General features: G+C 40.3%; 36 protein-coding genes. All 36 read left to right on the forward strand.

From position 1 onward, the window contains the following. Positions 1–215 precede the first annotated feature (215 nt). On the forward strand, positions 216–1,748 hold the full coding sequence (gene cls / locus B7698_RS07665) for a cardiolipin synthase (RefSeq protein WP_084865178.1): 1,533 nt from the start codon (positions 216–218) through the stop codon (positions 1,746–1,748). Positions 1,749–2,002: 254 nt separating this feature from the next. Further along, positions 2,003–3,556 carry a damage-inducible protein CinA gene (locus tag B7698_RS07675; protein ID WP_084865180.1) on the forward strand — a complete coding sequence of 518 codons (1,554 nt, stop codon included), beginning with the start codon at positions 2,003–2,005 and terminating at the stop codon, positions 3,554–3,556. A 119-nt stretch (positions 3,557–3,675) separates the two neighbouring features. Next, positions 3,676–5,883: an anaerobic ribonucleoside-triphosphate reductase gene (nrdD, locus tag B7698_RS07680; protein WP_049546964.1), complete on the forward strand. Its 2,208-nt coding sequence runs from the start codon at positions 3,676–3,678 to the stop codon at positions 5,881–5,883. A gap of 11 nt (positions 5,884–5,894) precedes the next feature. Beyond that, positions 5,895–6,035: a hypothetical protein gene (locus tag B7698_RS07685; RefSeq protein ID WP_000521618.1), complete on the forward strand. Its 141-nt coding sequence runs from the start codon at positions 5,895–5,897 to the stop codon at positions 6,033–6,035. Positions 6,036–6,078: 43 nt separating this feature from the next. After that, entirely contained in the window at positions 6,079–6,585 is a 507-nt protein-coding gene (locus tag B7698_RS07690) for a GNAT family N-acetyltransferase (protein WP_000423408.1), read from the forward strand. Beyond that, on the forward strand, positions 6,578–7,168 hold the full coding sequence (gene nrdG, locus B7698_RS07695) for an anaerobic ribonucleoside-triphosphate reductase activating protein (RefSeq protein WP_023946797.1): 591 nt from the start codon (positions 6,578–6,580) through the stop codon (positions 7,166–7,168). Before B7698_RS07690 ends, nrdG begins: the two co-directional genes overlap by 8 nt. Positions 7,169–7,422: 254 nt before the next feature. After that, entirely contained in the window at positions 7,423–7,731 is a 309-nt protein-coding gene (gene rpsJ, locus B7698_RS07705) for a 30S ribosomal protein S10 (RefSeq protein ID WP_001284513.1), read from the forward strand. Between the two features lie 82 nt (positions 7,732–7,813). Beyond that, positions 7,814–8,440: a 50S ribosomal protein L3 gene (gene rplC / locus B7698_RS07710; protein ID WP_000160197.1), complete on the forward strand. Its 627-nt coding sequence runs from the start codon at positions 7,814–7,816 to the stop codon at positions 8,438–8,440. Positions 8,441–8,464: 24 nt separating this feature from the next. Further along, entirely contained in the window at positions 8,465–9,088 is a 624-nt protein-coding gene (gene rplD / locus B7698_RS07715) for a 50S ribosomal protein L4 (RefSeq protein ID WP_000024547.1), read from the forward strand. Continuing rightward, complete coding sequence (locus tag B7698_RS07720; RefSeq protein ID WP_001055347.1) at positions 9,088–9,384, forward strand: 50S ribosomal protein L23; 297 nt, start codon at positions 9,088–9,090, stop codon at positions 9,382–9,384. Before rplD ends, B7698_RS07720 begins: the two co-directional genes overlap by 1 nt. A gap of 17 nt (positions 9,385–9,401) precedes the next feature. Beyond that, positions 9,402–10,235 (forward strand): 50S ribosomal protein L2, encoded by an 834-nt coding sequence (gene rplB, locus B7698_RS07725; RefSeq protein WP_000512911.1) that lies wholly within the window; start codon positions 9,402–9,404, stop codon positions 10,233–10,235. A gap of 103 nt (positions 10,236–10,338) precedes the next feature. Continuing rightward, a complete protein-coding gene (gene rpsS / locus B7698_RS07730) occupies positions 10,339–10,620 on the forward strand; it encodes a 30S ribosomal protein S19 (protein ID WP_000533766.1) in 282 nt (93 codons plus the stop codon). Positions 10,621–10,631: 11 nt separating this feature from the next. After that, a complete protein-coding gene (gene rplV, locus B7698_RS07735; protein ID WP_000818137.1) occupies positions 10,632–10,976 on the forward strand; it encodes a 50S ribosomal protein L22 in 345 nt (114 codons plus the stop codon). Between the two features lie 12 nt (positions 10,977–10,988). Continuing rightward, complete coding sequence (gene rpsC / locus B7698_RS07740) at positions 10,989–11,642, forward strand: 30S ribosomal protein S3 (RefSeq protein ID WP_000529936.1); 654 nt, start codon at positions 10,989–10,991, stop codon at positions 11,640–11,642. Between the two features lie 3 nt (positions 11,643–11,645). Continuing rightward, on the forward strand, positions 11,646–12,059 hold the full coding sequence (rplP, locus tag B7698_RS07745) for a 50S ribosomal protein L16 (protein WP_000960946.1): 414 nt from the start codon (positions 11,646–11,648) through the stop codon (positions 12,057–12,059). Between the two features lie 9 nt (positions 12,060–12,068). Beyond that, a complete protein-coding gene (gene rpmC, locus B7698_RS07750; protein ID WP_000772918.1) occupies positions 12,069–12,275 on the forward strand; it encodes a 50S ribosomal protein L29 in 207 nt (68 codons plus the stop codon). A 24-nt stretch (positions 12,276–12,299) separates the two neighbouring features. Beyond that, the gene (rpsQ, locus tag B7698_RS07755; RefSeq protein ID WP_000440801.1) at positions 12,300–12,560 is read left to right on the forward strand and encodes a 30S ribosomal protein S17; all 261 of its coding nucleotides are present in this window, start codon (positions 12,300–12,302) and stop codon (positions 12,558–12,560) included. 25 nt (positions 12,561–12,585) lie between these two features. Continuing rightward, complete coding sequence (gene rplN / locus B7698_RS07760; protein WP_000616545.1) at positions 12,586–12,954, forward strand: 50S ribosomal protein L14; 369 nt, start codon at positions 12,586–12,588, stop codon at positions 12,952–12,954. Between the two features lie 78 nt (positions 12,955–13,032). After that, positions 13,033–13,338, forward strand: a complete 306-nt coding sequence (gene rplX, locus B7698_RS07765; protein WP_000497691.1) for a 50S ribosomal protein L24 — start codon at positions 13,033–13,035, stop codon at positions 13,336–13,338. Between the two features lie 23 nt (positions 13,339–13,361). Then, complete coding sequence (gene rplE / locus B7698_RS07770) at positions 13,362–13,904, forward strand: 50S ribosomal protein L5 (RefSeq protein WP_000013542.1); 543 nt, start codon at positions 13,362–13,364, stop codon at positions 13,902–13,904. 17 nt (positions 13,905–13,921) lie between these two features. Then, positions 13,922–14,107: a type Z 30S ribosomal protein S14 gene (locus tag B7698_RS07775; protein WP_001085697.1), complete on the forward strand. Its 186-nt coding sequence runs from the start codon at positions 13,922–13,924 to the stop codon at positions 14,105–14,107. A 180-nt stretch (positions 14,108–14,287) separates the two neighbouring features. Beyond that, a complete protein-coding gene (rpsH, locus tag B7698_RS07780; RefSeq protein ID WP_000245504.1) occupies positions 14,288–14,686 on the forward strand; it encodes a 30S ribosomal protein S8 in 399 nt (132 codons plus the stop codon). A gap of 191 nt (positions 14,687–14,877) precedes the next feature. Further along, a complete protein-coding gene (gene rplF / locus B7698_RS07785) occupies positions 14,878–15,414 on the forward strand; it encodes a 50S ribosomal protein L6 (RefSeq protein ID WP_000086626.1) in 537 nt (178 codons plus the stop codon). Between the two features lie 83 nt (positions 15,415–15,497). Next, entirely contained in the window at positions 15,498–15,854 is a 357-nt protein-coding gene (gene rplR, locus B7698_RS07790) for a 50S ribosomal protein L18 (protein ID WP_000624044.1), read from the forward strand. A 17-nt stretch (positions 15,855–15,871) separates the two neighbouring features. Continuing rightward, complete coding sequence (rpsE, locus tag B7698_RS07795) at positions 15,872–16,366, forward strand: 30S ribosomal protein S5 (protein ID WP_000874202.1); 495 nt, start codon at positions 15,872–15,874, stop codon at positions 16,364–16,366. Between the two features lie 13 nt (positions 16,367–16,379). Next, a complete protein-coding gene (rpmD, locus tag B7698_RS07800; RefSeq protein WP_000057241.1) occupies positions 16,380–16,562 on the forward strand; it encodes a 50S ribosomal protein L30 in 183 nt (60 codons plus the stop codon). A gap of 144 nt (positions 16,563–16,706) precedes the next feature. Next, positions 16,707–17,147, forward strand: a complete 441-nt coding sequence (rplO, locus tag B7698_RS07805) for a 50S ribosomal protein L15 (RefSeq protein ID WP_084865181.1) — start codon at positions 16,707–16,709, stop codon at positions 17,145–17,147. A gap of 12 nt (positions 17,148–17,159) precedes the next feature. Then, positions 17,160–18,470 (forward strand): preprotein translocase subunit SecY, encoded by a 1,311-nt coding sequence (gene secY / locus B7698_RS07810; protein WP_084865182.1) that lies wholly within the window; start codon positions 17,160–17,162, stop codon positions 18,468–18,470. A 150-nt stretch (positions 18,471–18,620) separates the two neighbouring features. After that, a complete protein-coding gene (locus B7698_RS07815; protein ID WP_001050437.1) occupies positions 18,621–19,259 on the forward strand; it encodes an adenylate kinase in 639 nt (212 codons plus the stop codon). A 116-nt stretch (positions 19,260–19,375) separates the two neighbouring features. Beyond that, on the forward strand, positions 19,376–19,594 hold the full coding sequence (gene infA / locus B7698_RS07820; RefSeq protein ID WP_001029883.1) for a translation initiation factor IF-1: 219 nt from the start codon (positions 19,376–19,378) through the stop codon (positions 19,592–19,594). Between the two features lie 24 nt (positions 19,595–19,618). Continuing rightward, entirely contained in the window at positions 19,619–19,735 is a 117-nt protein-coding gene (rpmJ, locus tag B7698_RS07825; protein WP_001808836.1) for a 50S ribosomal protein L36, read from the forward strand. A 17-nt stretch (positions 19,736–19,752) separates the two neighbouring features. Then, complete coding sequence (rpsM, locus tag B7698_RS07830) at positions 19,753–20,118, forward strand: 30S ribosomal protein S13 (RefSeq protein WP_000090781.1); 366 nt, start codon at positions 19,753–19,755, stop codon at positions 20,116–20,118. A 17-nt stretch (positions 20,119–20,135) separates the two neighbouring features. Next, on the forward strand, positions 20,136–20,519 hold the full coding sequence (gene rpsK, locus B7698_RS07835; RefSeq protein WP_001118385.1) for a 30S ribosomal protein S11: 384 nt from the start codon (positions 20,136–20,138) through the stop codon (positions 20,517–20,519). A 42-nt stretch (positions 20,520–20,561) separates the two neighbouring features. Next, on the forward strand, positions 20,562–21,497 hold the full coding sequence (locus tag B7698_RS07840; RefSeq protein WP_000568988.1) for a DNA-directed RNA polymerase subunit alpha: 936 nt from the start codon (positions 20,562–20,564) through the stop codon (positions 21,495–21,497). 11 nt (positions 21,498–21,508) lie between these two features. Then, positions 21,509–21,895, forward strand: coding sequence for a 50S ribosomal protein L17 (rplQ, locus tag B7698_RS07845; RefSeq protein WP_000331493.1), 387 nt, complete (start codon positions 21,509–21,511; stop codon positions 21,893–21,895). Between the two features lie 264 nt (positions 21,896–22,159). Further along, on the forward strand, positions 22,160–22,426 hold the full coding sequence (locus B7698_RS07850) for an ACT domain-containing protein (RefSeq protein WP_042901716.1): 267 nt from the start codon (positions 22,160–22,162) through the stop codon (positions 22,424–22,426). Positions 22,427–22,432 lie beyond the last annotated feature (6 nt).

A 22,432-nucleotide genomic window follows, 5' to 3' on the forward strand; every position in this document is an offset into this window, starting at 1 on the left:
AGAAAAATGATTATAAATACTTGCCTTCTACCGAATACCTGCGTTATACTAGTATTAATTACCTGTTTTTAGCATTCATACTCTTCGAAAATCTCTTCAAACCACGTCAGCTTCCATCTGCAACCTCAAAACAAACAGTGTTTTGAGCAACCTGCGACTAGCTTTCTAGTTTGCTCTTTGATTTTCATTGAGTATCAAAATATCAAGGAGGGGATATGAAATATAGAAAATTTCAATTATTAATGTCCAAGTATGGCTTTAGTCTTTCGATTATGCTACTTGAACTTTCTCTTGTTTTTGGTATCTTTCTCTATTTAGGGCGTATGGCCCCTATTCTATGGGTCATTGTCTTGATCTTTATGAGTATGGCAACTATTGTCGCAATTGTCAATCGTTCAATGACACCTGATAGTAAAGTAATGTGGTTAGTGGTAACTTTTGTTCCTGTCATTGGCCCCTTGCTCTATCTAATGTTTGGTGAAAGGCGATTGTCCAAAAAAGAAATCAAGCAGTTGGACAAACTTGGTTCCATGCATTTTCGGGAGGATAACAGTAAAGCTCTCCGCCAGAAATTGAAGGAAGATGATAAGGCGGCTTACGGAGTTATCAAATCTTTGCTAAGTATGGATAGCAATGCCGATGTCTATAATCGAACAGATTCACAATTCTTTTCTTCGGGTGAAAGCATGTGGGAGCATATGTTGGAAGACCTCAAGAAAGCTGAGAAATTTATCTTTCTAGAGTACTATATTGTCGAAGAAGGTCTGATGTGGAATAGCATACTAGATATACTAGAGCAAAAGGTAGCTCAAGGTGTAGAGGTCAAGATGCTCTATGATGATATCGGCTGTATGGCGACTTTGCCTGGAGACTATACTATTCAGCTTCGTAGTCGAGGGATTGAAGCTCATAAGTTTAACAAGGTGATTCCTCGTTTGACGGTGGCTTACAACAATCGGGACCATCGTAAAATCCTTGTCATAGATGGTCAGGTAGCTTATACAGGAGGGATTAACTTAGCTGATGAGTACATCAACCATGTAGAACGCTTTGGTTATTGGAAGGACAGTGGGATTCGCATAGATGGTCCTGGTGTCAAGGCTCTAACCCGTCTTTTTTTGATGACTTGGTACATCAATCGTGGGGAAATCAGTGATTTTGATCAGTATCACTTGGAAAATCAACCTCGTTCTAGCCAAGGGCTCTGCATTCCTTACGGTAGTGGACCCAAGCCCATCTTCCGTACTCAGGTAGGGAAAAAAGTTTATCAAAGTTTGATTAATCAGGCTACTGATTTAGTCTATATCACAACACCTTATTTGATTATTGACTATGATTTAACTGAGAGTATTAAAAATGCAGCCATGAGGGGTGTTGATGTCCGCATCGTGACTCCTTTCATTCCAGATAAAAAATTAATCCAACTGATTACAAGAGGGGCCTATCCGGATTTACTGTCAGCAGGAGTAAGGATTTTTGAGTATAGTCCAGGCTTCATCCACAGTAAACAAATCTTAGTGGATAAGGACTTTGCTGCAGTTGGAACCATTAATTTAGATTATAGAAGTTTGCTTCATCACTATGAAGATGCAGTTTTGCTATATAAAACGGCATCAATCACAGAGATTCAAAAAGATTTTCAGGAGATTTTTTCAGTATCTCAAGAAATTTTCCCTCATACGATAAAAAATAGCTGGTATCAGAAATTGATTAAGGAAATTGCCCAGTTATTCGCCCCAATCTTATAAGAAATCTAGGACTTAGGATACAACCCAGTCCTATTTTTCTTGCCTTTTACGAATAAGAAGATGTAGGAGGAACGATGCTGACTCAGAAAGAATTGGATTATATCATGTCATTTAAACGGACGCATTTACACCGATTTCGGGAAATTGAAACCTTTGTGAAACTATGCAAAAAATCACTCAAACAGCCATCGCAAGCTGACAATTTTAGGTCTTTTTGATATACTAAGACAGATAAATTGAATAGGAGAAACGACATGGCTGTATATGGCAGAATCGAAGAAGTATCCGAAACGATACAGAGTAATGAAATTGAAAATAGATTGGATAGGAACCTTGAATCTCATGTAGAAAAAGAAGAACAGGTAGCTTTTCCGTTTTTCAGACTCATCATTGGAAGTACGATTGCAACGGTTTTTTCTGTGGTGATACCTTTACTTTTAGATATGGTAAGTCCTTCTCAGGCTCAGGATTTGTATATTGGGTGGGCTTTGCATCAGGGAGGACAGCTTTACAGTAGCTATTATGCTAGTCACGGACTTCTTTATTACTTGCTACTTTATATTACCCAAGGAGGCATCCTTTTTGCCTTGGTAGAATGGCTAGCCCTCTTAGGAGGAGGTTACTTCCTTTTTTCTTCAACTGACTATCTGACGGGACAAAGGGAACAAGCCAAGCAACTCCTAACCATATTTTATATTTTGGTATCTGGTCTCGGTTTTGGAGGAGGATATGCTACGATTTTAGCTTTGCCATTCCTGTTTGCAGGATTTTCGTTCATAGCATCTTATCTATCAAATCCTAACCATGACAAGGGGTTTCTACGTCTGGGAATTTTCTTGGGTCTATCATTTTTCATAGAGCCTCTTACAAGTCTTCTCTTTATTGCAGTAGTAACGATTGGTTTATTTGTCTTTAATGTTGGGCATGGCCGCCTTGCTCATGGAGTTTATCAGTTTTTTGCAGCAGCACTTGGCTTTTCTCTCATCTTTTACCCAGTAGGATATTATGTTCTTGCTTCAGGTGGTTTTGGAGAAGCTCTAGGAAGTCTTTTATATCCGATTGATTCCCTTCAGGTCTTTGCGAATCCTCAACTAATGGATAATGTTGTATTCTATGGTTTGTTGACCTTTGGTTTAGGAGCTCTCTTCCTTGTTTTTCTAGGATTGTTCCAATCAAAGGCATCAAGATTATATGTTATTTCAGTACCAGCTAGTTTTGCTTTCTTATTTATACTAGCCTTGTTGCTTTTTTCTCAAGAACCTCTTCACGGTTCGCGTTTGATTCTAATCATTCCATTTTTACTGCTTCTTTTGATGACCAGTATTCGTGGGAAGCATTCAGCTAGGGGAGCTCGTCGTCGGAGAAGAGAAGAAGTTCCTACTCTATGGAAAAAATTCATGAAGGGAAATCTCTACCTACCGATTCTAGTGGTGGTTTATCTGATTGCTATTCCTTTTGTGGCTCGTTTTGTCTTGCATCCAGCTTCTTATAGAGAACAACATCAAGTGGTAGATAGAGTCAAACAAGAGACGAGTGATGGTGACCAAATCTATATTTGGGATTCACATGTTCAAATGTATAAAGAAAGCCAGCGTTTGGCTGGATCCATGTTCCCATCACCTCTTCTTTACACGAGTACAGAAGAGAATAAAACTAGTTTAATCAATGACTTGAAAGAAAACAAACCTAAGGTGATTGTGGTAAACGACAAGGTGGCTCTCTGGTCTGAGGCGGAGACACTCTTAAAAGAAAATTACCAACAAGTAAAGACTGATTACTCAGAGTTTAAAGTCTATAAAATCAAATAGCCAAATCAATATCTTGTGTATTTTTAAAAATTTTAGGATTTTTAACACAAGATATTGATTTTTCTTTTTAGAGTGGTATAATACTTTTTAGAAAGAACATTTTAGAAAAGAGCATGCATATGATTGCACTAGAAGAAAAAATTACAATTTTGCCAACTCTCTTCGTCGAGAAACGAGATGGGAGACGTGTTGTATTTGATGTGGACAAGATTGACAAGGCTCTCCACAAGGCGGCTGACAAGGTTATGGATGTGACACCCTTGGTTGAAAAGCGCCTAAATGCTCTGACCGAGCGAATTGTCACAGAAATTCATAGTCGTTTTCCGCAGGGGGTTAAGATTTACGAAATTCAAAATATCGTAGAACATGAACTCCTTGAAGCCAAAGAATATGCGCTAGCTGAGGAGTATATTACTTATCGGACACAAAGGGATTTTGAGCGTTCAAAAGCGACAGATATCAACTTTAGTATCCATAAACTTCTCAACAAAGATCAGGCAGTTGTCAATGAAAATGCAAATAAAGACAGCGATGTCTTTAATACCCAGCGTGATTTGACAGCGGGAATTGTTGGGAAGTCAATCGGACTGCAAATGCTCCCTAAGCACGTAGCCAATGCCCACCAAAAGGGGGATATCCACTATCACGATTTGGACTACAGTCCCTATACCCCTATGACCAACTGCTGTTTGATTGATTTTAAAGGGATGTTGGAAAATGGTTTTAAGATTGGGAATGCCGAAGTAGAAAGTCCCAAGTCTATCCAGACTGCGACAGCTCAGATTTCTCAAATTATCGCCAACGTTGCTTCTAGCCAGTACGGTGGCTGTTCAGCTGACCGTATCGATGAAGTTTTGGCGCCTTATGCAGAGAAGAATTACCAAAAACACCTCAAGGATGCGGAAGAATGGGTCTTACCTGACAAACGGGAAGATTACGCTTGGAAGAAAACCCAAAAAGATATCTATGATGCCATGCAATCTCTCGAGTATGAAATCAATACTCTCTTCACTTCAAATGGGCAAACACCTTTTACTTCACTAGGTTTTGGTCTGGGAACCAATCGTTTTGAGCGTGAAATTCAAAAAGCTATCTTGAACATCCGAATCAAGGGACTTGGTTCAGAACACCGCACAGCTATCTTCCCTAAACTTATCTTCACGCTTAAAAGAGGACTCAACTTAGAAGAAGGGACTCCCAACTACGACATTAAGCAGTTGGCTCTTGAGTGTGCAACCAAGCGGATGTACCCAGATGTCTTGTCTTATGATAAGATTATCGAATTGACAGGTTCCTTCAAGGTTCCGATGGGATGTCGTTCATTCCTTCAAGGATGGAAGGATGAAAATGGAGTTGAAGTTAACTCTGGCCGTATGAATCTAGGGGTGGTGACGGTCAATCTTCCTCGTATTGCCCTTGAGTCTGAAGGTGATATGAATAAGTTCTGGGAAATCTTTAACGAGCGGATGAACATTGCAGAAGATGCTCTAGTTTATCGTGTCGAACGGACCAAGGAAGCAACACCAGCAAATGCTCCTATCCTTTATCAATACGGTGCTTTTGGTCATCGTCTAGGTAAAGAAGAAAGCGTTGACCAGCTCTTTAAGAATCGTCGTGCGACAGTTTCACTAGGCTATATCGGTTTGTACGAAGTAGCGACAGTTTTCTTTGGTAACAGCTGGGAAAGTAATCCAGATGCTAAGGAATTCACGCTAGACATCATTCGCGATATGAAACGCCGTGTAGAAGAGTGGTCAGATCAATATGGCTATCATTTCTCTATCTACTCAACACCATCTGAAAGTTTGACAGACCGTTTTTGTCGACTAGATACAGACAAGTTTGGCTCTATTCCTGATATTACAGATAAGGAATACTACACCAACTCTTTCCACTACGATGTTCGTAAAAATCCAACACCGTTTGAAAAATTGGATTTTGAGAAAGTCTATCCAGAAGCAGGTGCGTCGGGTGGTTTCATCCATTATTGTGAGTATCCAGTCCTTCAGCAAAATCCAAAGGCCTTGGAAGCTGTCTGGGACTATGCCTATGACCGTGTGGGCTATCTTGGGACCAATACACCAATAGACCGTTGCTACAAGTGTGACTTTGAAGGGGATTTTGAACCAACTGAGAGGGGTTTTGCTTGTCCTAACTGTGGCAATAGCGACCCTAAAACAGTAGATGTTGTTAAACGAACTTGTGGCTATTTAGGTAATCCTCAAGCGAGACCTATGGTCAATGGCCGTCACAAGGAAATCGCAGCGCGTGTCAAACATATGAATGGTTCAACGATTAAAATAGCTGGCCATCAAGTAACCAATTAGAAAGAAATGAAATGGGAAAATATCAATTAGACGATAAGGGGCGTGCACAAGTGACCCGTTATCACGAGAAACACTCTAAAGGTGGAGCTGGTAAAAAAGAACGCTTGCTCAACCTCAGAGAACAATTTTTAAACAAGAACAAGAAAAAATAAAAGTGAGAGTCAACTCTCGCTTTTCTCATAGTGGGAGGTAAGGATGGAATTACGCAGACCAAGATTAGCAGATAAAGAAACAGTTTTAGAGATGATGACAGAGTTTGAAAAGAGCCAATCAGCCCATGATGGAGGATTTTGGGATACAGAGAACTTTGTGTATGAAGAATGGTTGGAAACAAATAAGCAAAAAGAAATGGGAATAAACTTGCCTGAAAATCGTGTTCCTTCTATTCAATTTGTATCATTTGATGATGTAGGTCCTGCTCTAGGATTTTTGAATCTGCGATTGAGACTGAATGAGGGTTTATTGAATTATGCTGGCCACATTGGCTACTCCATTCGTCCATCAGAAAGAGGCAAAGGTTATGCTAAAGAGACTCTCCGTCAGGGCTTGCAAGTTGCTAAGGAAAAGAACATCAAGAGAACTCTTGTGACCTGTAGCGTGAATAATCCTGCTAGCAGAGCAGTCATTCTAGCAAATGGTGGGCTCCTTGAAGATGTTCGTAATGGAGTTGAGCGTTATTGGATAGAGGTAGCGAATGAATAATCCAAAACCACAAGAATGGAAAAGCGAGGATCTCAGTCAAGGGCGTATTATTGATTACAAGGCCTTCAACTTTGTAGATGGAGAGGGTGTGCGTAACTCTCTCTATGTATCAGGCTGTATGTTTCACTGCGAGGGTTGTTATAATGTTGCCACTTGGTCTTTCAATGCAGGAATTCCCTACACAGCAGAATTAGAAGAACAGATTATGGCAGACCTTGCCCAACCCTATGTTCAGGGATTGACCTTGCTGGGAGGGGAGCCTTTTCTCAATACTGGCATTCTTTTGCCACTCGTGAAGCGTATTCGGAAGGAATTGCCAGACAAGGACATCTGGTCTTGGACGGGCTATACATGGGAAGAAATGATGTTGGAAACTCCAGATAAACTGGAACTCTTATCATTGATTGACATTCTTGTCGATGGACGATACGACCGAACTAAGAGAAATCTCATGCTCCAGTTTCGAGGCTCGTCCAATCAACGAATTATCGATGTGCAAAAATCTCTCAAAAGTGGGCAAGTAGTGATTTGGGACAAACTCAATGATGGAAAAGAAAGCTATGAACAGGTGAAGAGAGATTAACTTTCTTCTATAAAAATAGTTAAATAAATGACCTATAAAAAAAGAAAACAGTTTCATTGTAAAAAAACAAAAAAACAGCAACAAATCCCTTGCAATCGCAGGGGCTTTGTGTTATTCTATTATGGTGCTGTAAATTACAGCCTTAGCTTTGATGCAAGAGGTTGCGACACGCTCGGTTGCATTGCCACGCAACACCGCGTCGGTTTTCTTGTGGAGCTAGCCTATTATCTTAAATAGACGAAAAGGAGAAAAAGATGGCAAACAAAAAAATCCGTATCCGTTTGAAAGCTTACGAACACCGTACGCTTGACACAGCGGCTGCAAAAATCGTAGAATCAGCTACTCGTACAGGTGCACAAGTTGCGGGTCCAATCCCACTTCCAACTGAACGTAGCCTCTACACAATCATTCGTGCGACTCACAAATACAAAGACTCTCGCGAACAATTTGAAATGCGTACACACAAACGTTTGATTGATATCGTTAACCCAACTCAAAAAACAGTTGATGCGTTGATGAAATTGGATCTTCCAAGTGGTGTAAACGTAGAAATCAAACTTTAATCTAAAGCTTGATACCTTGAGCATAAAAAACGCTCGTTAAAAACTTTTTGAATAAAAAATATAGAAAAGGAACTATTTTCTCATGACAAAAGGAATCTTAGGGAAAAAAGTGGGAATGACTCAAATCTTCACTGAAGCTGGCGAATTGATCCCTGTAACAGTTATTGAAGCAACTCCAAACGTTGTTCTTCAAGTTAAAACTGTTGAAACAGACGGATACAACGCTATCCAAGTTGGTTTCGATGACAAACGCGAAGTATTGAGCAACAAACCTGCTAAAGGACATGTAGCGAAAGCTAACACGGCTCCTAAGCGCTTCATTCGTGAATTCAAAAACGTTGAAGGCTTGGAAGTTGGTGCTGAAATCACAGTTGAAACATTCGCAGCTGGAGATGTTGTTGACGTAACTGGTACTTCTAAAGGTAAAGGTTTCCAAGGTGTTATCAAGCGCCACGGACAATCACGTGGACCAATGGCTCACGGTTCTCGTTACCACCGTCGTCCAGGTTCTATGGGACCTGTTGCACCTAACCGCGTATTCAAAGGTAAAAACCTTGCAGGACGTATGGGTGGCGACCGTGTAACAATTCAAAACCTTGAAGTTGTACAAGTTGTTCCAGAAAAGAACGTTATCCTTATCAAAGGTAACGTACCAGGTGCTAAGAAATCTCTTATCACTATCAAATCAGCAGTTAAAGCTGGTAAATAATAAGGAAAGGGGAATACAGTCAAAATGGCAAATGTAACATTATTCGACCAAACTGGTAAACAAGCGGGCGAAGTTGTTCTTAACGATGCAATCTTTGGTATCGAACCAAATGAATCTGTTGTGTTTGATGTGATCATCAGCCAACGTGCTAGCCTTCGTCAAGGAACTCACGCAGTTAAAAACCGCTCAGCTGTTTCAGGTGGCGGACGCAAACCATGGCGTCAAAAAGGAACTGGACGTGCTCGTCAAGGTTCTATCCGCTCTCCACAATGGCGTGGTGGTGGAATCGTCTTCGGACCAACTCCACGTAGCTATGCGTACAAACTTCCTCAAAAAGTTCGTCGCCTTGCGCTTAAATCTGTTTACTCAGAAAAAGTTGCTGAAAATAAATTTGTAGCCGTTGATTCTCTTGAATTTACAGCTCCAAAAACTGCTGAATTTGCAAAAGTTCTTGCAGCTTTGAGCATCGATTCTAAAGTCCTTGTTATTCTTGAAGAAGGAAACGAATTCGCAGCTCTCTCAGCTCGTAACCTTCCAAACGTGAAAGTTGCGACTGCTACAACTGCAAGTGTTCTTGACATCGCAAATAGTGACAAACTTCTTGTTACTCAAGCAGCTATCTCTAAAATCGAGGAGGTTCTTGCATAATGAATTTGTATGATGTTATCAAAAAACCTGTAATCACTGAAAGCTCAATGGCTCAACTTGAAGCAGGAAAATATGTATTTGAAGTTGACACTCGTGCACACAAACTTTTGATTAAGCAAGCTGTTGAAGCTGCTTTCGAAGGTGTTAAAGTTGCAAATGTTAACACAATCAACGTAAAACCAAAAGCTAAACGTGTTGGACGTTACACTGGTTTTACTAACAAAACTAAAAAAGCTATCATCACACTTACAGCTGATTCAAAAGCAATCGAGTTGTTTGCTGCTGAAGCTGAATAATCTAAGGAGGAAATATCGTGGGAATTCGTGTTTATAAACCAACAACAAACGGTCGCCGTAATATGACTTCTTTGGATTTCGCTGAAATCACAACAAGCACTCCTGAAAAATCATTGCTTGTTGCATTGAAGAGCAAGGCTGGTCGTAACAACAACGGTCGTATCACAGTTCGTCACCAAGGTGGTGGACACAAACGTTTCTACCGTTTGGTTGACTTCAAACGTAACAAAGACAACGTTGAAGCAGTTGTTAAAACAATTGAGTACGATCCAAACCGTTCTGCAAACATCGCTCTTGTACACTACACTGACGGTGTGAAAGCGTACATCATCGCTCCAAAAGGTCTTGAAGTTGGTCAACGTATCGTTTCAGGTCCAGAAGCAGATATCAAAGTCGGAAACGCTCTTCCACTTGCTAACATTCCAGTTGGTACTTTGATCCACAACATCGAGTTGAAACCAGGTCGTGGTGGTGAATTGGTACGTGCTGCTGGAGCATCTGCTCAAGTATTGGGTTCTGAAGGTAAATACGTTCTTGTTCGTCTTCAATCAGGTGAAGTTCGTATGATTCTTGGAACTTGTCGTGCTACAGTTGGTGTTGTCGGAAACGAACAACATGGACTTGTAAACCTTGGTAAAGCAGGACGTAGCCGTTGGAAAGGTATCCGCCCAACAGTTCGTGGTTCTGTAATGAACCCTAACGATCACCCACACGGTGGTGGTGAAGGTAAAGCACCAGTTGGTCGTAAAGCACCATCTACTCCATGGGGCAAACCTGCTCTTGGTCTTAAAACTCGTAACAAGAAAGCGAAATCTGACAAACTTATCGTTCGTCGTCGCAACGAGAAATAATATTAAACTAGTCGCTTAAGCAACTAGTAAATCCGCCAGCTCGGTAGCGCTGCTTGTGAGCGCAAGCCGCTGTGGTACTATATTTAAAGGAGAAAATATAAAAATGGGACGCAGTCTTAAAAAAGGACCTTTCGTCGATGAGCATTTGATGAAAAAAGTTGAAGCTCAAGCTAACGACGAAAAGAAAAAAGTTATCAAAACTTGGTCACGTCGTTCAACGATTTTCCCAAGTTTCATTGGTTACACTATTGCAGTTTATGATGGACGTAAACACGTACCTGTTTACATCCAAGAAGACATGGTAGGTCACAAACTTGGTGAATTTGCACCAACTCGTACTTACAAAGGTCACGCCGCAGACGACAAGAAGACACGTAGAAAATAAGGAGAACATAAATGGCAGAAATTACTTCAGCTAAAGCAATGGCTCGCACAGTACGTGTTTCACCTCGTAAATCACGTCTTGTTCTTGATAACATCCGTGGAAAAAGCGTAGCCGATGCAATCGCAATCTTGACATTCACTCCAAACAAAGCTGCTGAAATCATCTTGAAAGTTTTGAACTCAGCTGTAGCTAACGCTGAAAACAACTTTGGTTTGGATAAAGCTAACTTGGTAGTATCTGAAGCATTCGCAAACGAAGGACCAACTATGAAACGTTTCCGTCCACGTGCGAAAGGTTCAGCTTCACCAATCAACAAACGTACAGCTCACATTACTGTAGCTGTTGCAGAAAAATAAGGAGGTAAAATCGTGGGTCAAAAAGTACATCCAATTGGTATGCGTGTCGGCATCATCCGTGATTGGGATGCCAAATGGTATGCTGAAAAAGAATACGCGGATTACCTTCATGAAGATCTTGCAATCCGTAAATTCGTTCAAAAAGAACTTGCTGACGCAGCAGTTTCAACTATCGAAATCGAACGCGCAGTAAACAAAGTTAACGTTTCACTTCACACTGCTAAACCAGGTATGGTTATCGGTAAAGGTGGTGCTAACGTTGATGCACTTCGTGCTAAACTTAACAAATTGACTGGGAAACAAGTACACATCAACATTATCGAAATCAAACAACCTGATTTGGATGCTCACCTTGTAGGTGAAGGAATTGCTCGTCAATTGGAGCAACGTGTTGCTTTCCGTCGTGCACAAAAACAAGCAATCCAACGTGCAATGCGTGCTGGAGCTAAAGGAATCAAAACTCAAGTATCAGGTCGTTTGAACGGTGCAGATATCGCCCGTGCTGAAGGATACTCTGAAGGAACTGTTCCACTTCACACACTTCGTGCAGATATCGATTACGCTTGGGAAGAAGCAGATACTACATACGGTAAACTTGGTGTTAAAGTATGGATCTACCGTGGTGAAGTTCTTCCAGCTCGTAAAAACACTAAAGGAGGTAAATAACCAATGTTAGTACCTAAACGTGTTAAACACCGTCGTGAATTCCGTGGAAAAATGCGCGGTGAAGCAAAAGGTGGAAAAGAAGTAGCATTCGGTGAATACGGTCTTCAAGCTACAACTAGCCACTGGATCACTAACCGCCAAATCGAAGCTGCTCGTATCGCCATGACTCGTTACATGAAACGTGGTGGTAAAGTTTGGATTAAAATCTTCCCACACAAATCATACACTGCTAAAGCTATCGGTGTGCGTATGGGATCTGGTAAAGGGGCACCTGAAGGTTGGGTAGCACCAGTTAAACGTGGTAAAGTGATGTTCGAAATCGCTGGTGTATCTGAAGAGATCGCTCGCGAAGCGCTTCGTCTTGCTAGCCACAAATTGCCAGTTAAATGTAAATTCGTAAAACGTGAAGCAGAATAAGGAGAAGGCATGAAACTTAATGAAGTAAAAGAATTTGTTAAAGAACTTCGTGGTCTTTCTCAAGAAGAACTCGCGAAGCGCGAAAACGAATTGAAAAAAGAATTGTTTGAACTTCGTTTCCAAGCTGCTACTGGTCAATTGGAACAAACAGCTCGCTTGAAAGAAGTTAAAAAACAAATCGCTCGTATCAAAACAGTTCAATCTGAAGCGAAATAATAGACTAGGGAAGGAGAAATTTCAATGGAACGCAATAATCGTAAAGTTCTTGTTGGACGTGTTGTATCTGACAAAATGGACAAGACAATCACAGTTGTAGTTGAAACAAAACGTAACCACCCAGTCTATGGTAAACGTATTAACTACTCTAAAAAATACAAAGCTCATGATGAAAACAATGTTGCCAAAGAAGGCGATATCGTACGTATCATGGAAACTCGCCCGCTTTCAGCTACAAAACGTTTCCGTCTTGTAGAAGTTGTTGAAGAAGCGGTCATCATCTAATCAAACCTGAAAGGAGAAAACTGAAATGATTCAAACAGAAACTCGTTTGAAAGTCGCAGACAACAGCGGTGCTCGCGAAATCTTGACTATCAAAGTTCTTGGTGGTTCAGGACGTAAATTTGCAAACATCGGTGATGTTATCGTGGCATCTGTAAAACAAGCTACTCCTGGTGGTGCGGTTAAAAAAGGTGACGTTGTTAAAGCAGTTATCGTTCGTACTAAATCAGGTGCTCGTCGTGCTGATGGTTCATACATCAAATTTGACGAAAATGCAGCAGTTATCATCCGTGAAGACAAAACTCCTCGCGGAACACGTATCTTTGGCCCAGTTGCACGTGAATTGCGTGAAGGTGGCTTCATGAAGATCGTGTCACTTGCTCCAGAAGTACTTTAATTTTAAAAAACAAACTAGTCCCCTGGATTTACCTCCAGGGTGCCCTTATGGGCGTAAGAAAAATCAAGGAGAAACCTAATGTTTGTAAAAAAAGGCGACAAAGTTCGCGTAATCGCTGGTAAAGATAAGGGAACAGAAGCTGTTGTCCTTACTGCCCTTCCAAAAGTAAACAAAGTTATCGTAGAAGGTGTTAACATCGTTAAGAAACACCAACGTCCAACTAACGAGCTTCCTCAAGGTGGTATCATCGAGAAAGAAGCAGCTATCCACGTATCAAACGTTCAAGTTTTGGACAAAAATGGTGTAGCTGGTCGTGTTGGTTACAAATTTGTAGACGGTAAAAAAGTTCGCTACAACAAAAAATCAGGCGAAGTGCTTGATTAATCACGAAGGAAAGGAGAAGTATAATGGCAAATCGTTTAAAAGAAAAATATCTTAATGAAGTAGTTCCTGCTTTGACAGAACAATTCAACTACTCATCAGTGATGGCTGTGCCTAAAGTAGATAAGATCGTTTTGAACATGGGTGTTGGTGAAGCTGTATCAAACGCTAAAAGCCTTGAAAAAGCTGCTGAAGAATTGGCACTTATCTCAGGTCAAAAACCACTTATCACTAAAGCTAAAAAATCAATCGCCGGCTTCCGTCTTCGTGAAGGTGTTGCGATCGGTGCAAAAGTTACCCTTCGTGGTGAACGTATGTACGAATTCTTGGATAAATTGGTTTCAGTTTCACTTCCACGTGTACGTGACTTCCATGGTGTTCCAACAAAATCATTTGACGGACGCGGAAACTACACACTTGGTGTGAAAGAACAATTGATCTTCCCAGAAATCAACTTCGATGACGTTGACAAAACTCGTGGTCTTGACATCGTTATCGTAACAACTGCTAACACTGACGAAGAGTCACGTGCATTGCTTACAGGCCTTGGAATGCCTTTTGCAAAATAATATAGGAGGTAAATCTAATGGCTAAAAAATCAATGATTGCTAAGAACAAACGTCCAGCGAAGTTCTCTACTCAAGCTTATACTCGTTGTGAAAAATGTGGTCGTCCACATTCAGTTTACCGCAAATTTAAACTTTGCCGTGTTTGCTTCCGTGAATTAGCTTACAAAGGACAAATCCCTGGTGTAACAAAAGCATCTTGGTAATTCTAGCTTTCAATTCCGTCGTGATTCGTCGTTATCTGCTTTTGCCTAACTCAAGTTATGCCTGCAAGCAGATGTCTAGACTCACTTAGGAATTGAAACCTAGAAACATATTCTGAGCCTAGCTCAATCATTAACTAGCAAGTGCAACTTGCAAACTACTAGTAAGAGGAGAAAAACAAAATGGTTATGACTGACCCAATCGCAGACTTCCTAACTCGTATTCGTAACGCTAACCAAGCTAAACACGAAGTACTTGAAGTACCTGCATCAAACATCAAAAAAGGGATTGCTGAAATCCTTAAACGCGAAGGTTTTGTAAAAAACGTTGAAATCATCGAAGATGACAAACAAGGCATCATCCGTGTATTCCTTAAATACGGACCAAACGGTGAAAAAGTTATCACTAACTTGAAACGTGTTTCTAAACCAGGACTTCGTGTCTACAAAAAACGTGAAGACCTTCCAAAAGTTCTTAACGGACTTGGAATTGCTATCCTTTCAACTTCTGAAGGTTTGCTTACTGATAAAGAAGCACGCCAAAAGAATGTTGGTGGAGAAGTTATCGCTTACGTTTGGTAAAATCAAGATACAAAGCTCGTAAAGAACAAAGCAAAATTAGAAAGTTGGAGAAGTTTGTTTACAAACAAGCCAACTTATCTATTTTGCACAGTTCTTAGAGCGTGTTCAGTTTAGCTCTTGAACTAAATAAGTATCTTAACCCCGTGAAAACTGGCCGTTCTGGCCTGATAATCTAACAGGAGAAAATAAACATGTCACGTATTGGTAATAAAGTTATCGTGTTGCCTGCTGGTGTAGAAATCACTAACAATGACAACGTTGTAACTGTAAAAGGACCTAAAGGAGAACTTACTCGTGAGTTCTCAAAAGATATTGAAATCCGTGTGGAAGGTACTGAAGTAACTCTTCACCGTCCAAATGATTCAAAAGAAATGAAAACTATCCACGGAACTACTCGTGCCCTTTTGAACAACATGGTTGTTGGTGTATCAGAAGGATTCAAGAAAGAACTTGAAATGCGCGGGGTTGGTTACCGTGCACAACTTCAAGGATCTAAACTTGTTTTGGCTGTTGGTAAATCTCATCCAGACGAAGTTGAAGCTCCAGAAGGAATTACTTTTGAACTTCCAAACCCAACAACAATCGTTGTTAGCGGAATTTCAAAAGAAGTAGTTGGTCAAACAGCTGCTTACGTACGTAGCCTTCGTTCACCAGAACCATATAAAGGTAAAGGTATCCGTTACGTTGGTGAATTCGTTCGCCGTAAAGAAGGTAAAACAGGTAAATAATGTTGAGTGGTTGAGTCTCAACCACCAACCTATTTTCCAACTTTGTGCATAGCACACGATTTAAAACTAAAGAGGTGAAAACTGTGATTTCAAAACCAGATAAAAACAAACTCCGCCAAAAACGCCACCGTCGCGTTCGCGGAAAACTCTCTGGAACTGCTGATCGCCCACGTTTGAACGTATTCCGTTCTAATACAGGCATCTACGCTCAAGTGATTGATGACGTAGCGGGTGTAACGCTCGCAAGTGCTTCAACTCTTGACAAAGAAGTTTCAAAAGGAACTAAAACTGAACAAGCCGTTGCTGTCGGTAAACTCGTTGCAGAACGTGCAAACGCTAAAGGTATTTCAGAAGTGGTGTTCGACCGCGGTGGATATCTATATCACGGACGTGTGAAAGCTTTGGCTGATGCAGCTCGTGAAAACGGATTGAAATTCTAATAGGAGGACACTAGAAAATGGCATTTAAAGACAATGCAGTTGAATTAGAAGAACGCGTAGTTGCTGTCAACCGTGTTACAAAAGTTGTTAAAGGTGGACGTCGTCTTCGTTTCGCAGCTCTTGTTGTTGTTGGTGACCACAACGGTCGTGTAGGATTTGGTACTGGTAAAGCTCAAGAAGTTCCAGAAGCAATCCGTAAAGCAGTAGATGATGCTAAGAAAAACTTGATCGAAGTTCCTATGGTTGGAACAACAATCCCACACGAAGTTCTTTCAGAATTCGGTGGAGCTAAAGTATTGTTGAAACCTGCTGTAGAAGGTTCTGGAGTTGCCGCTGGTGGTGCAGTTCGTGCCGTTGTGGAATTGGCAGGTGTGGCAGATATTACATCTAAATCACTTGGTTCTAACACTCCAATCAACATTGTTCGTGCAACTGTTGAAGGTTTGAAACAATTGAAACGCGCTGAAGAAGTTGCTGCCCTTCGTGGTATTTCAGTTTCTGATTTGGCATAAGAAAGGGGATAAAATGGCTCAAATTAAAATTACTTTGACTAAGTCTCCAATCGGACGCATTCCATCACAACGTAAAACTGTTGTAGCACTTGGACTTGGCAAATTGAACAGCTCTGTTATTAAAGAAGATAACGCTGCTATCCGTGGTATGATCACAGCAGTATCTCACTTGGTAACAGTTGAAGAAGTAAACTAATGAATTTTTAGGGGATGTGCACTATACCATCCCCTAAAACTAGATATAGTCATCTATGATGACGTCGTATAGGCGAGTTGATTGGGGAGACAACCTTTTCTCCCTTATCGGCGCTAGCATTTTACAAAAGAGGAGAAAATAAAAATGAAACTTCATGAATTGAAACCTGCAGAAGGTTCTCGTAAAGTACGTAACCGCGTTGGTCGTGGTACTTCATCAGGTAACGGTAAAACATCTGGTCGTGGTCAAAAAGGTCAAAAAGCTCGTAGCGGTGGCGGAGTTCGCCTTGGTTTTGAAGGTGGACAAACTCCATTGTTCCGTCGTCTTCCAAAACGTGGATTTACAAACATCAACGCTAAAGAATATGCTATTGTAAACCTTGATCAATTGAACGCCTTTGATGACGGTGCTGAAGTAACTCCAGTGGTACTTGTAGAATCAGGAATTGTTAAATCTGAAAAATCAGGTATCAAAATTCTTGGTAACGGTGAGTTGACTAAGAAATTGACTGTTAAAGCAGCTAAATTCTCTAAATCAGCTGAAGAAGCTATCACTGCTAAAGGTGGTTCTGTTGAAGTCATCTAAGTGAGGTGACCTATGTTTTTTAAATTATTGAGAGAAGCATTCAAAGTTAAACAAGTTCGATCAAAAATTCTATTTACAATTTTTATCGTATTTGTATTTCGTATCGGTACAAGCATTACTGTACCGTGGGTAAATGCAAATAGCTTGAACGCTTTGAGTGGACTATCCTTCTTGAATATGTTGAGCTTGGTGTCAGGGAATGCCATGAAAAACTTCTCAGTTTTTGCGCTTGGTGTTAGTCCGTATATTACTGCTTCAATTGTTGTTCAACTCTTGCAGATGGATATTTTACCTAAATTTGTAGAGTGGGGTAAACAAGGAGAAGTGGGGAGAAGAAAATTAAATCAAGCAACACGTTATATCGCTCTTGTACTAGCTTTTGTACAGTCGATTGGTATAACTGCCGGATTTAATACTTTATCTGGTGCTAAATTATTAACGACTGACTTGACACCACAAGTGTTTGTTATGATTGGGATTATCCTTACAGCGGGTAGTATGATTGTAACATGGCTAGGTGAACAAATTACAGATAAGGGATACGGAAACGGCGTTTCCATGATTATCTTTGCCGGGATTGTCGCTTCAATTCCAGAGATGATTCAAAGTATCTATGTGGACTATTTTGTTAATATTCCAAGTAGTCGATTGAATTTATCCATTATCTTTGTCGTTATTTTGATTATCGCTGTCTTGTTGATTGTTTACTTAACAACATATGTTCAACAAGCAGAATACAAAATTCCAATCCAATATACTAAGGTTGCACAAGGTGCTCCATCTAGCTCTTACCTTCCTTTGAAGGTAAACCCTGCTGGAGTTATCCCTGTTATCTTTGCAAGTTCGATTACTGCAGCGCCTGCGGCTATTCTTCAGTTTTTGAGCGCTACAGGTCATGATTGGGCTTGGGTAAGAACAGCACAAGAAATGCTGGCAACAACTTCACCAACCGGTATTGCTATGTATGCTTTATTGATTATTCTCTTTACATTCTTCTATACGTTTGTACAGATTAATCCTGAAAAAGCGGCAGAAAACCTACAAAAGAGCGGTGCCTATATCCACGGAGTTCGTCCTGGTAAAGGTACAGAAGAATATATGTCTAAACTTCTTCGTCGTCTTGCAACCGTTGGTTCTCTCTTCCTTGGTGTGATTTCTATTTTACCTATTGTAGCAAAAGATGTTTTCGGACTTTCAGAAGCAGTTGCTTTTGGAGGAACTAGTCTTTTGATCATTATCTCTACAGGTATTGAAGGAATCAAACAATTGGAAGGTTACCTATTGAAACGTAAGTATGTTGGTTTCATGGACAAAACAGAATAAAAGTATTTACTGAGTCAGTAAATGCTGAGGGAGTGGAGATTTAAACTCTGACATTTGTGAGAGTTTGGTCTCCCCTCTTCTATTTTGTTTTTAAATAGGGGTGAAAAGACTTTTTGCTTCTATTTAAAAATAAAATAAGGAGATCAAATCATGAATCTTTTGATTATGGGCTTACCTGGTGCAGGTAAGGGAACTCAAGCAGCAAAAATCGTAGAACAATTCCATGTTGCACATATCTCAACAGGTGATATGTTCCGCGCTGCAATGGCAAATCAAACTGAAATGGGTGTTCTTGCTAAGTCATATATTGACAAGGGTGAATTGGTTCCTGATGAAGTTACAAATGGAATCGTAAAAGAACGTCTTTCACAAGATGATATTAAAGAAACAGGATTCTTGTTGGATGGTTACCCACGAACAATCGAACAAGCTCATGCCTTGGACAAAACATTGGCTGAACTTGGCATCGAACTAGAAGGTGTTATCAACATCGAAGTGAATCCAGACAGCCTCTTGGAACGTTTGAGTGGTCGTATCATTCACCGCGTAACTGGAGAAACTTTCCACAAGGTCTTTAACCCACCAGTTGACTATAAGGAAGAAGATTACTACCAACGTGAAGATGATAAGCCTGAGACAGTCAAACGTCGTTTGGATGTGAATATTGCTCAAGGAGAACCAATCATTGCTCACTACCGTGCCAAAGGTTTGGTTCATGACATCGAAGGTAATCAAGATATCAATGATGTCTTCACAGATATCGAAAAAGTATTGACAAATTTGAAATAAAGCGTTTTTCACACTTGCAAAAATCCGCTACAAATGTTATACTAAGATAGTCTGACTTATAATTGTTGTCTCTGTGTCTAGAGGCATCGAATCGAAATTTATGGAGGTGCTTTTGCGTGGCAAAAGACGATGTGATTGAAGTTGAAGGCAAAGTAGTTGATACAATGCCGAATGCAATGTTTACGGTTGAACTTGAAAATGGACATCAGATTTTAGCAACAGTTTCTGGTAAAATTCGTAAAAACTATATTCGTATTTTAGCGGGAGATCGTGTTACTGTCGAAATGAGTCCATATGACTTGACACGTGGACGTATCACTTACCGCTTTAAATAATCGAAAAACTTGGAGGGATAAGAAATGAAAGTAAGACCATCGGTCAAACCAATTTGCGAATACTGTAAAGTTATTCGTCGTAATGGTCGTGTTATGGTAATTTGCCCAGCAAATCCAAAACACAAACAACGTCAAGGATAAGATAGAAAGGAGAAAACATGGCTCGTATTGCTGGAGTTGACATTCCAAATGACAAACGCGTAGTAATCTCATTGACTTATGTTTATGGTATCGGACTTGCAACATCTAAGAAAATTTTGGCTGCTGCTGGAATCTCAGAAGATGTTCGTGTACGTGATCTTACATCAGATCAAGAAGATGCTATCCGTCGTGAAGTGGATGCAATCAAAGTTGAAGGTGACCTTCGTCGTGAAGTAAACTTGAACATCAAACGTTTGATGGAAATCGGTTCATACCGTGGTATCCGTCACCGTCGTGGACTTCCTGTCCGTGGACAAAACACTAAAAACAACGCTCGCACTCGTAAAGGTAAAGCTGTTGCGATTGCTGGTAAGAAAAAATAATATAGGAGGTAAAAGTCTTGGCTAAACCAACACGTAAACGTCGTGTGAAAAAGAATATCGAATCTGGTATTGCTCATATTCACGCTACATTTAATAACACTATTGTTATGATTACTGATGTGCATGGTAATGCAATTGCTTGGTCATCAGCTGGTGCTCTTGGTTTCAAAGGTTCTCGTAAATCTACACCATTCGCTGCTCAAATGGCTTCTGAAGCTGCTGCTAAATCTGCACAAGAACACGGTCTTAAATCAGTTGAAGTTACTGTAAAAGGTCCAGGTTCTGGTCGTGAGTCAGCTATTCGTGCGCTTGCTGCCGCTGGTCTTGAAGTAACAGCAATTCGTGATGTGACTCCAGTGCCACACAATGGTGCTCGTCCTCCAAAACGTCGCCGTGTATAATCATCGCATTACACTGCTTTTCGTTTAAGAGGGAGTAACTAAATGATCGAGTTTGAAAAACCAAATATAACAAAAATTGATGAAAATAAAGATTATGGCAAGTTTGTAATCGAACCACTTGAACGTGGCTACGGTACAACTCTTGGTAACTCTCTTCGTCGTGTACTTCTAGCTTCTCTACCAGGAGCAGCTGTGACATCTATCAATATTGATGGTGTGTTACATGAGTTTGACACAGTTCCAGGTGTTCGTGAAGACGTGATGCAAATCATTCTGAACATTAAAGGAATTGCAGTGAAATCGTACGTTGAAGACGAAAAAATCATCGAACTGGATGTTGAAGGTCCTGCTGAAGTAACAGCTGGTGACATTTTGACAGATAGCGATATTGAAATTGTAAATCCAGATCATTATCTCTTTACAATCGGTGAAGGTTCTTCCCTAAAAGCGACTATGACTGTTAACAGTGGTCGTGGATATGTACCTGCTGATGAAAATAAAAAGGATAATGCACCAGTTGGAACACTTGCTGTAGATTCTATTTATACACCAGTTACAAAAGTCAACTATCAAGTGGAACCTGCTCGTGTAGGTAGCAATGATGGATTTGACAAATTAACCCTTGAAATCTTGACAAATGGAACAATTATTCCAGAAGATGCTTTAGGGCTTTCAGCACGTATTTTGACAGAACATCTTGATTTGTTTACAAATCTTACTGAGATTGCTAAGTCAACTGAAGTGATGAAAGAAGCTGATACTGAATCTGACGACCGTATCTTGGATCGTACGATTGAGGAACTGGACTTGTCTGTGCGTTCATACAACTGTTTGAAACGTGCCGGTATCAATACTGTGCATGATTTGACAGAAAAATCTGAAGCAGAGATGATGAAAGTACGAAATCTTGGACGCAAGAGTTTGGAAGAAGTGAAACTCAAACTCATTGATTTGGGTCTTGGATTAAAAGATAAATAAAGGAGGAATACATGGCTTACCGTAAACTAGGACGCACTAGCTCACAACGTAAAGCAATGCTTCGCGATTTGACAACTGACCTTTTGATCAACGAATCAATCGTGACAACTGAAGCTCGTGCTAAAGAAATCCGTAAAACTGTTGAAAAAATGATTACTCTAGGTAAACGTGGTGATTTGCATGCACGTCGTCAAGCAGCTGCTTTCGTACGTAATGAAATCGCATCTGAAAACTATGATGAAGCAACTGATAAGTACACTTCTACTACAGCACTTCAAAAATTGTTCTCAGAAATCGCACCTCGTTATGCTGAACGTAACGGTGGATACACTCGTATCCTTAAAACTGAACCACGTCGTGGTGATGCAGCGCCAATGGCGATCATCGAATTAGTATAAAATCATCAATTTTGTTGAGTGTTATGATGATGGAGTCTTGTGCTCTTAGTCTAGCTCTGGTCTACCGCTAGGATTTCGGTCCTAGCGGGAACACTCATCATAAGTTGGGATAGTAGACGCTTGTTTACGAAATTGTTTTTTTCTTAAGAACAACTTCGTAAGCAGGCGTTTTTGAGTATTTTAGTTAGAATTATGCTATACTATTTGAAAAGAATCCTGTTTAATGTTCAGGTTTCCTATTAAAAGAAGAATTGGAGTTTGCTTATGAAAGCGATTATAACTGTTGTTGGTAAAGATAAATCTGGAATTGTTGCAGGTGTTTCTGGTAAAATTGCAGAATTGGGTTTGAATATTGATGATATCTCTCAAACTGTTTTGGATGAATATTTCACGATGATGGCTGTTGTATCTAGTGATAAAAAGCAGGATTTTACTTATCTACGAAATGAGTTTGAAACTTTTGGGCAAACTTTGAATGTGAAAATCAATATTCAGAGTGCAGCGATTTTCGAAGCTATGTATAATATCTAGGAGGTT

This window comes from Streptococcus mitis, from assembly GCF_002096855.1.
In the GTDB taxonomy this organism is placed as follows: Bacteria; Bacillota; Bacilli; order Lactobacillales; family Streptococcaceae; genus Streptococcus; species Streptococcus mitis_Y.

Bases quoted from the DNA above. Each gene is read 5' to 3' on its own strand.
- cls (WP_084865178.1), top strand. From the start codon at position 216: ATGAAATATAGAAAATTTCAATTATTAATGTCCAAGTATGGCTTTAGT.
- B7698_RS07675 (WP_084865180.1), top strand. From the start codon at position 2,003: ATGGCTGTATATGGCAGAATCGAAGAAGTATCCGAAACGATACAGAGT.
- nrdD (WP_049546964.1), top strand. From the start codon at position 3,676: ATGATTGCACTAGAAGAAAAAATTACAATTTTGCCAACTCTCTTCGTC.
- B7698_RS07685 (WP_000521618.1), top strand. From the start codon at position 5,895: ATGGGAAAATATCAATTAGACGATAAGGGGCGTGCACAAGTGACCCGT.
- B7698_RS07690 (WP_000423408.1), top strand. From the start codon at position 6,079: ATGGAATTACGCAGACCAAGATTAGCAGATAAAGAAACAGTTTTAGAG.
- nrdG (WP_023946797.1), top strand. From the start codon at position 6,578: ATGAATAATCCAAAACCACAAGAATGGAAAAGCGAGGATCTCAGTCAA.
- rpsJ (WP_001284513.1), top strand. From the start codon at position 7,423: ATGGCAAACAAAAAAATCCGTATCCGTTTGAAAGCTTACGAACACCGT.
- rplC (WP_000160197.1), top strand. From the start codon at position 7,814: ATGACAAAAGGAATCTTAGGGAAAAAAGTGGGAATGACTCAAATCTTC.
- rplD (WP_000024547.1), top strand. From the start codon at position 8,465: ATGGCAAATGTAACATTATTCGACCAAACTGGTAAACAAGCGGGCGAA.
- B7698_RS07720 (WP_001055347.1), top strand. From the start codon at position 9,088: ATGAATTTGTATGATGTTATCAAAAAACCTGTAATCACTGAAAGCTCA.
- rpsS (WP_000533766.1), top strand. From the start codon at position 10,339: ATGGGACGCAGTCTTAAAAAAGGACCTTTCGTCGATGAGCATTTGATG.
- rplV (WP_000818137.1), top strand. From the start codon at position 10,632: ATGGCAGAAATTACTTCAGCTAAAGCAATGGCTCGCACAGTACGTGTT.
- rplP (WP_000960946.1), top strand. From the start codon at position 11,646: ATGTTAGTACCTAAACGTGTTAAACACCGTCGTGAATTCCGTGGAAAA.
- rpmC (WP_000772918.1), top strand. From the start codon at position 12,069: ATGAAACTTAATGAAGTAAAAGAATTTGTTAAAGAACTTCGTGGTCTT.
- rpsQ (WP_000440801.1), top strand. From the start codon at position 12,300: ATGGAACGCAATAATCGTAAAGTTCTTGTTGGACGTGTTGTATCTGAC.
- rplN (WP_000616545.1), top strand. From the start codon at position 12,586: ATGATTCAAACAGAAACTCGTTTGAAAGTCGCAGACAACAGCGGTGCT.
- rplX (WP_000497691.1), top strand. From the start codon at position 13,033: ATGTTTGTAAAAAAAGGCGACAAAGTTCGCGTAATCGCTGGTAAAGAT.
- rplE (WP_000013542.1), top strand. From the start codon at position 13,362: ATGGCAAATCGTTTAAAAGAAAAATATCTTAATGAAGTAGTTCCTGCT.
- B7698_RS07775 (WP_001085697.1), top strand. From the start codon at position 13,922: ATGGCTAAAAAATCAATGATTGCTAAGAACAAACGTCCAGCGAAGTTC.
- rpsH (WP_000245504.1), top strand. From the start codon at position 14,288: ATGGTTATGACTGACCCAATCGCAGACTTCCTAACTCGTATTCGTAAC.
- rplF (WP_000086626.1), top strand. From the start codon at position 14,878: ATGTCACGTATTGGTAATAAAGTTATCGTGTTGCCTGCTGGTGTAGAA.
- rpsE (WP_000874202.1), top strand. From the start codon at position 15,872: ATGGCATTTAAAGACAATGCAGTTGAATTAGAAGAACGCGTAGTTGCT.
- rpmD (WP_000057241.1), top strand. From the start codon at position 16,380: ATGGCTCAAATTAAAATTACTTTGACTAAGTCTCCAATCGGACGCATT.
- rplO (WP_084865181.1), top strand. From the start codon at position 16,707: ATGAAACTTCATGAATTGAAACCTGCAGAAGGTTCTCGTAAAGTACGT.
- secY (WP_084865182.1), top strand. From the start codon at position 17,160: ATGTTTTTTAAATTATTGAGAGAAGCATTCAAAGTTAAACAAGTTCGA.
- B7698_RS07815 (WP_001050437.1), top strand. From the start codon at position 18,621: ATGAATCTTTTGATTATGGGCTTACCTGGTGCAGGTAAGGGAACTCAA.
- rpmJ (WP_001808836.1), top strand. From the start codon at position 19,619: ATGAAAGTAAGACCATCGGTCAAACCAATTTGCGAATACTGTAAAGTT.
- rpsM (WP_000090781.1), top strand. From the start codon at position 19,753: ATGGCTCGTATTGCTGGAGTTGACATTCCAAATGACAAACGCGTAGTA.
- B7698_RS07840 (WP_000568988.1), top strand. From the start codon at position 20,562: ATGATCGAGTTTGAAAAACCAAATATAACAAAAATTGATGAAAATAAA.
- rplQ (WP_000331493.1), top strand. From the start codon at position 21,509: ATGGCTTACCGTAAACTAGGACGCACTAGCTCACAACGTAAAGCAATG.
- B7698_RS07850 (WP_042901716.1), top strand. From the start codon at position 22,160: ATGAAAGCGATTATAACTGTTGTTGGTAAAGATAAATCTGGAATTGTT.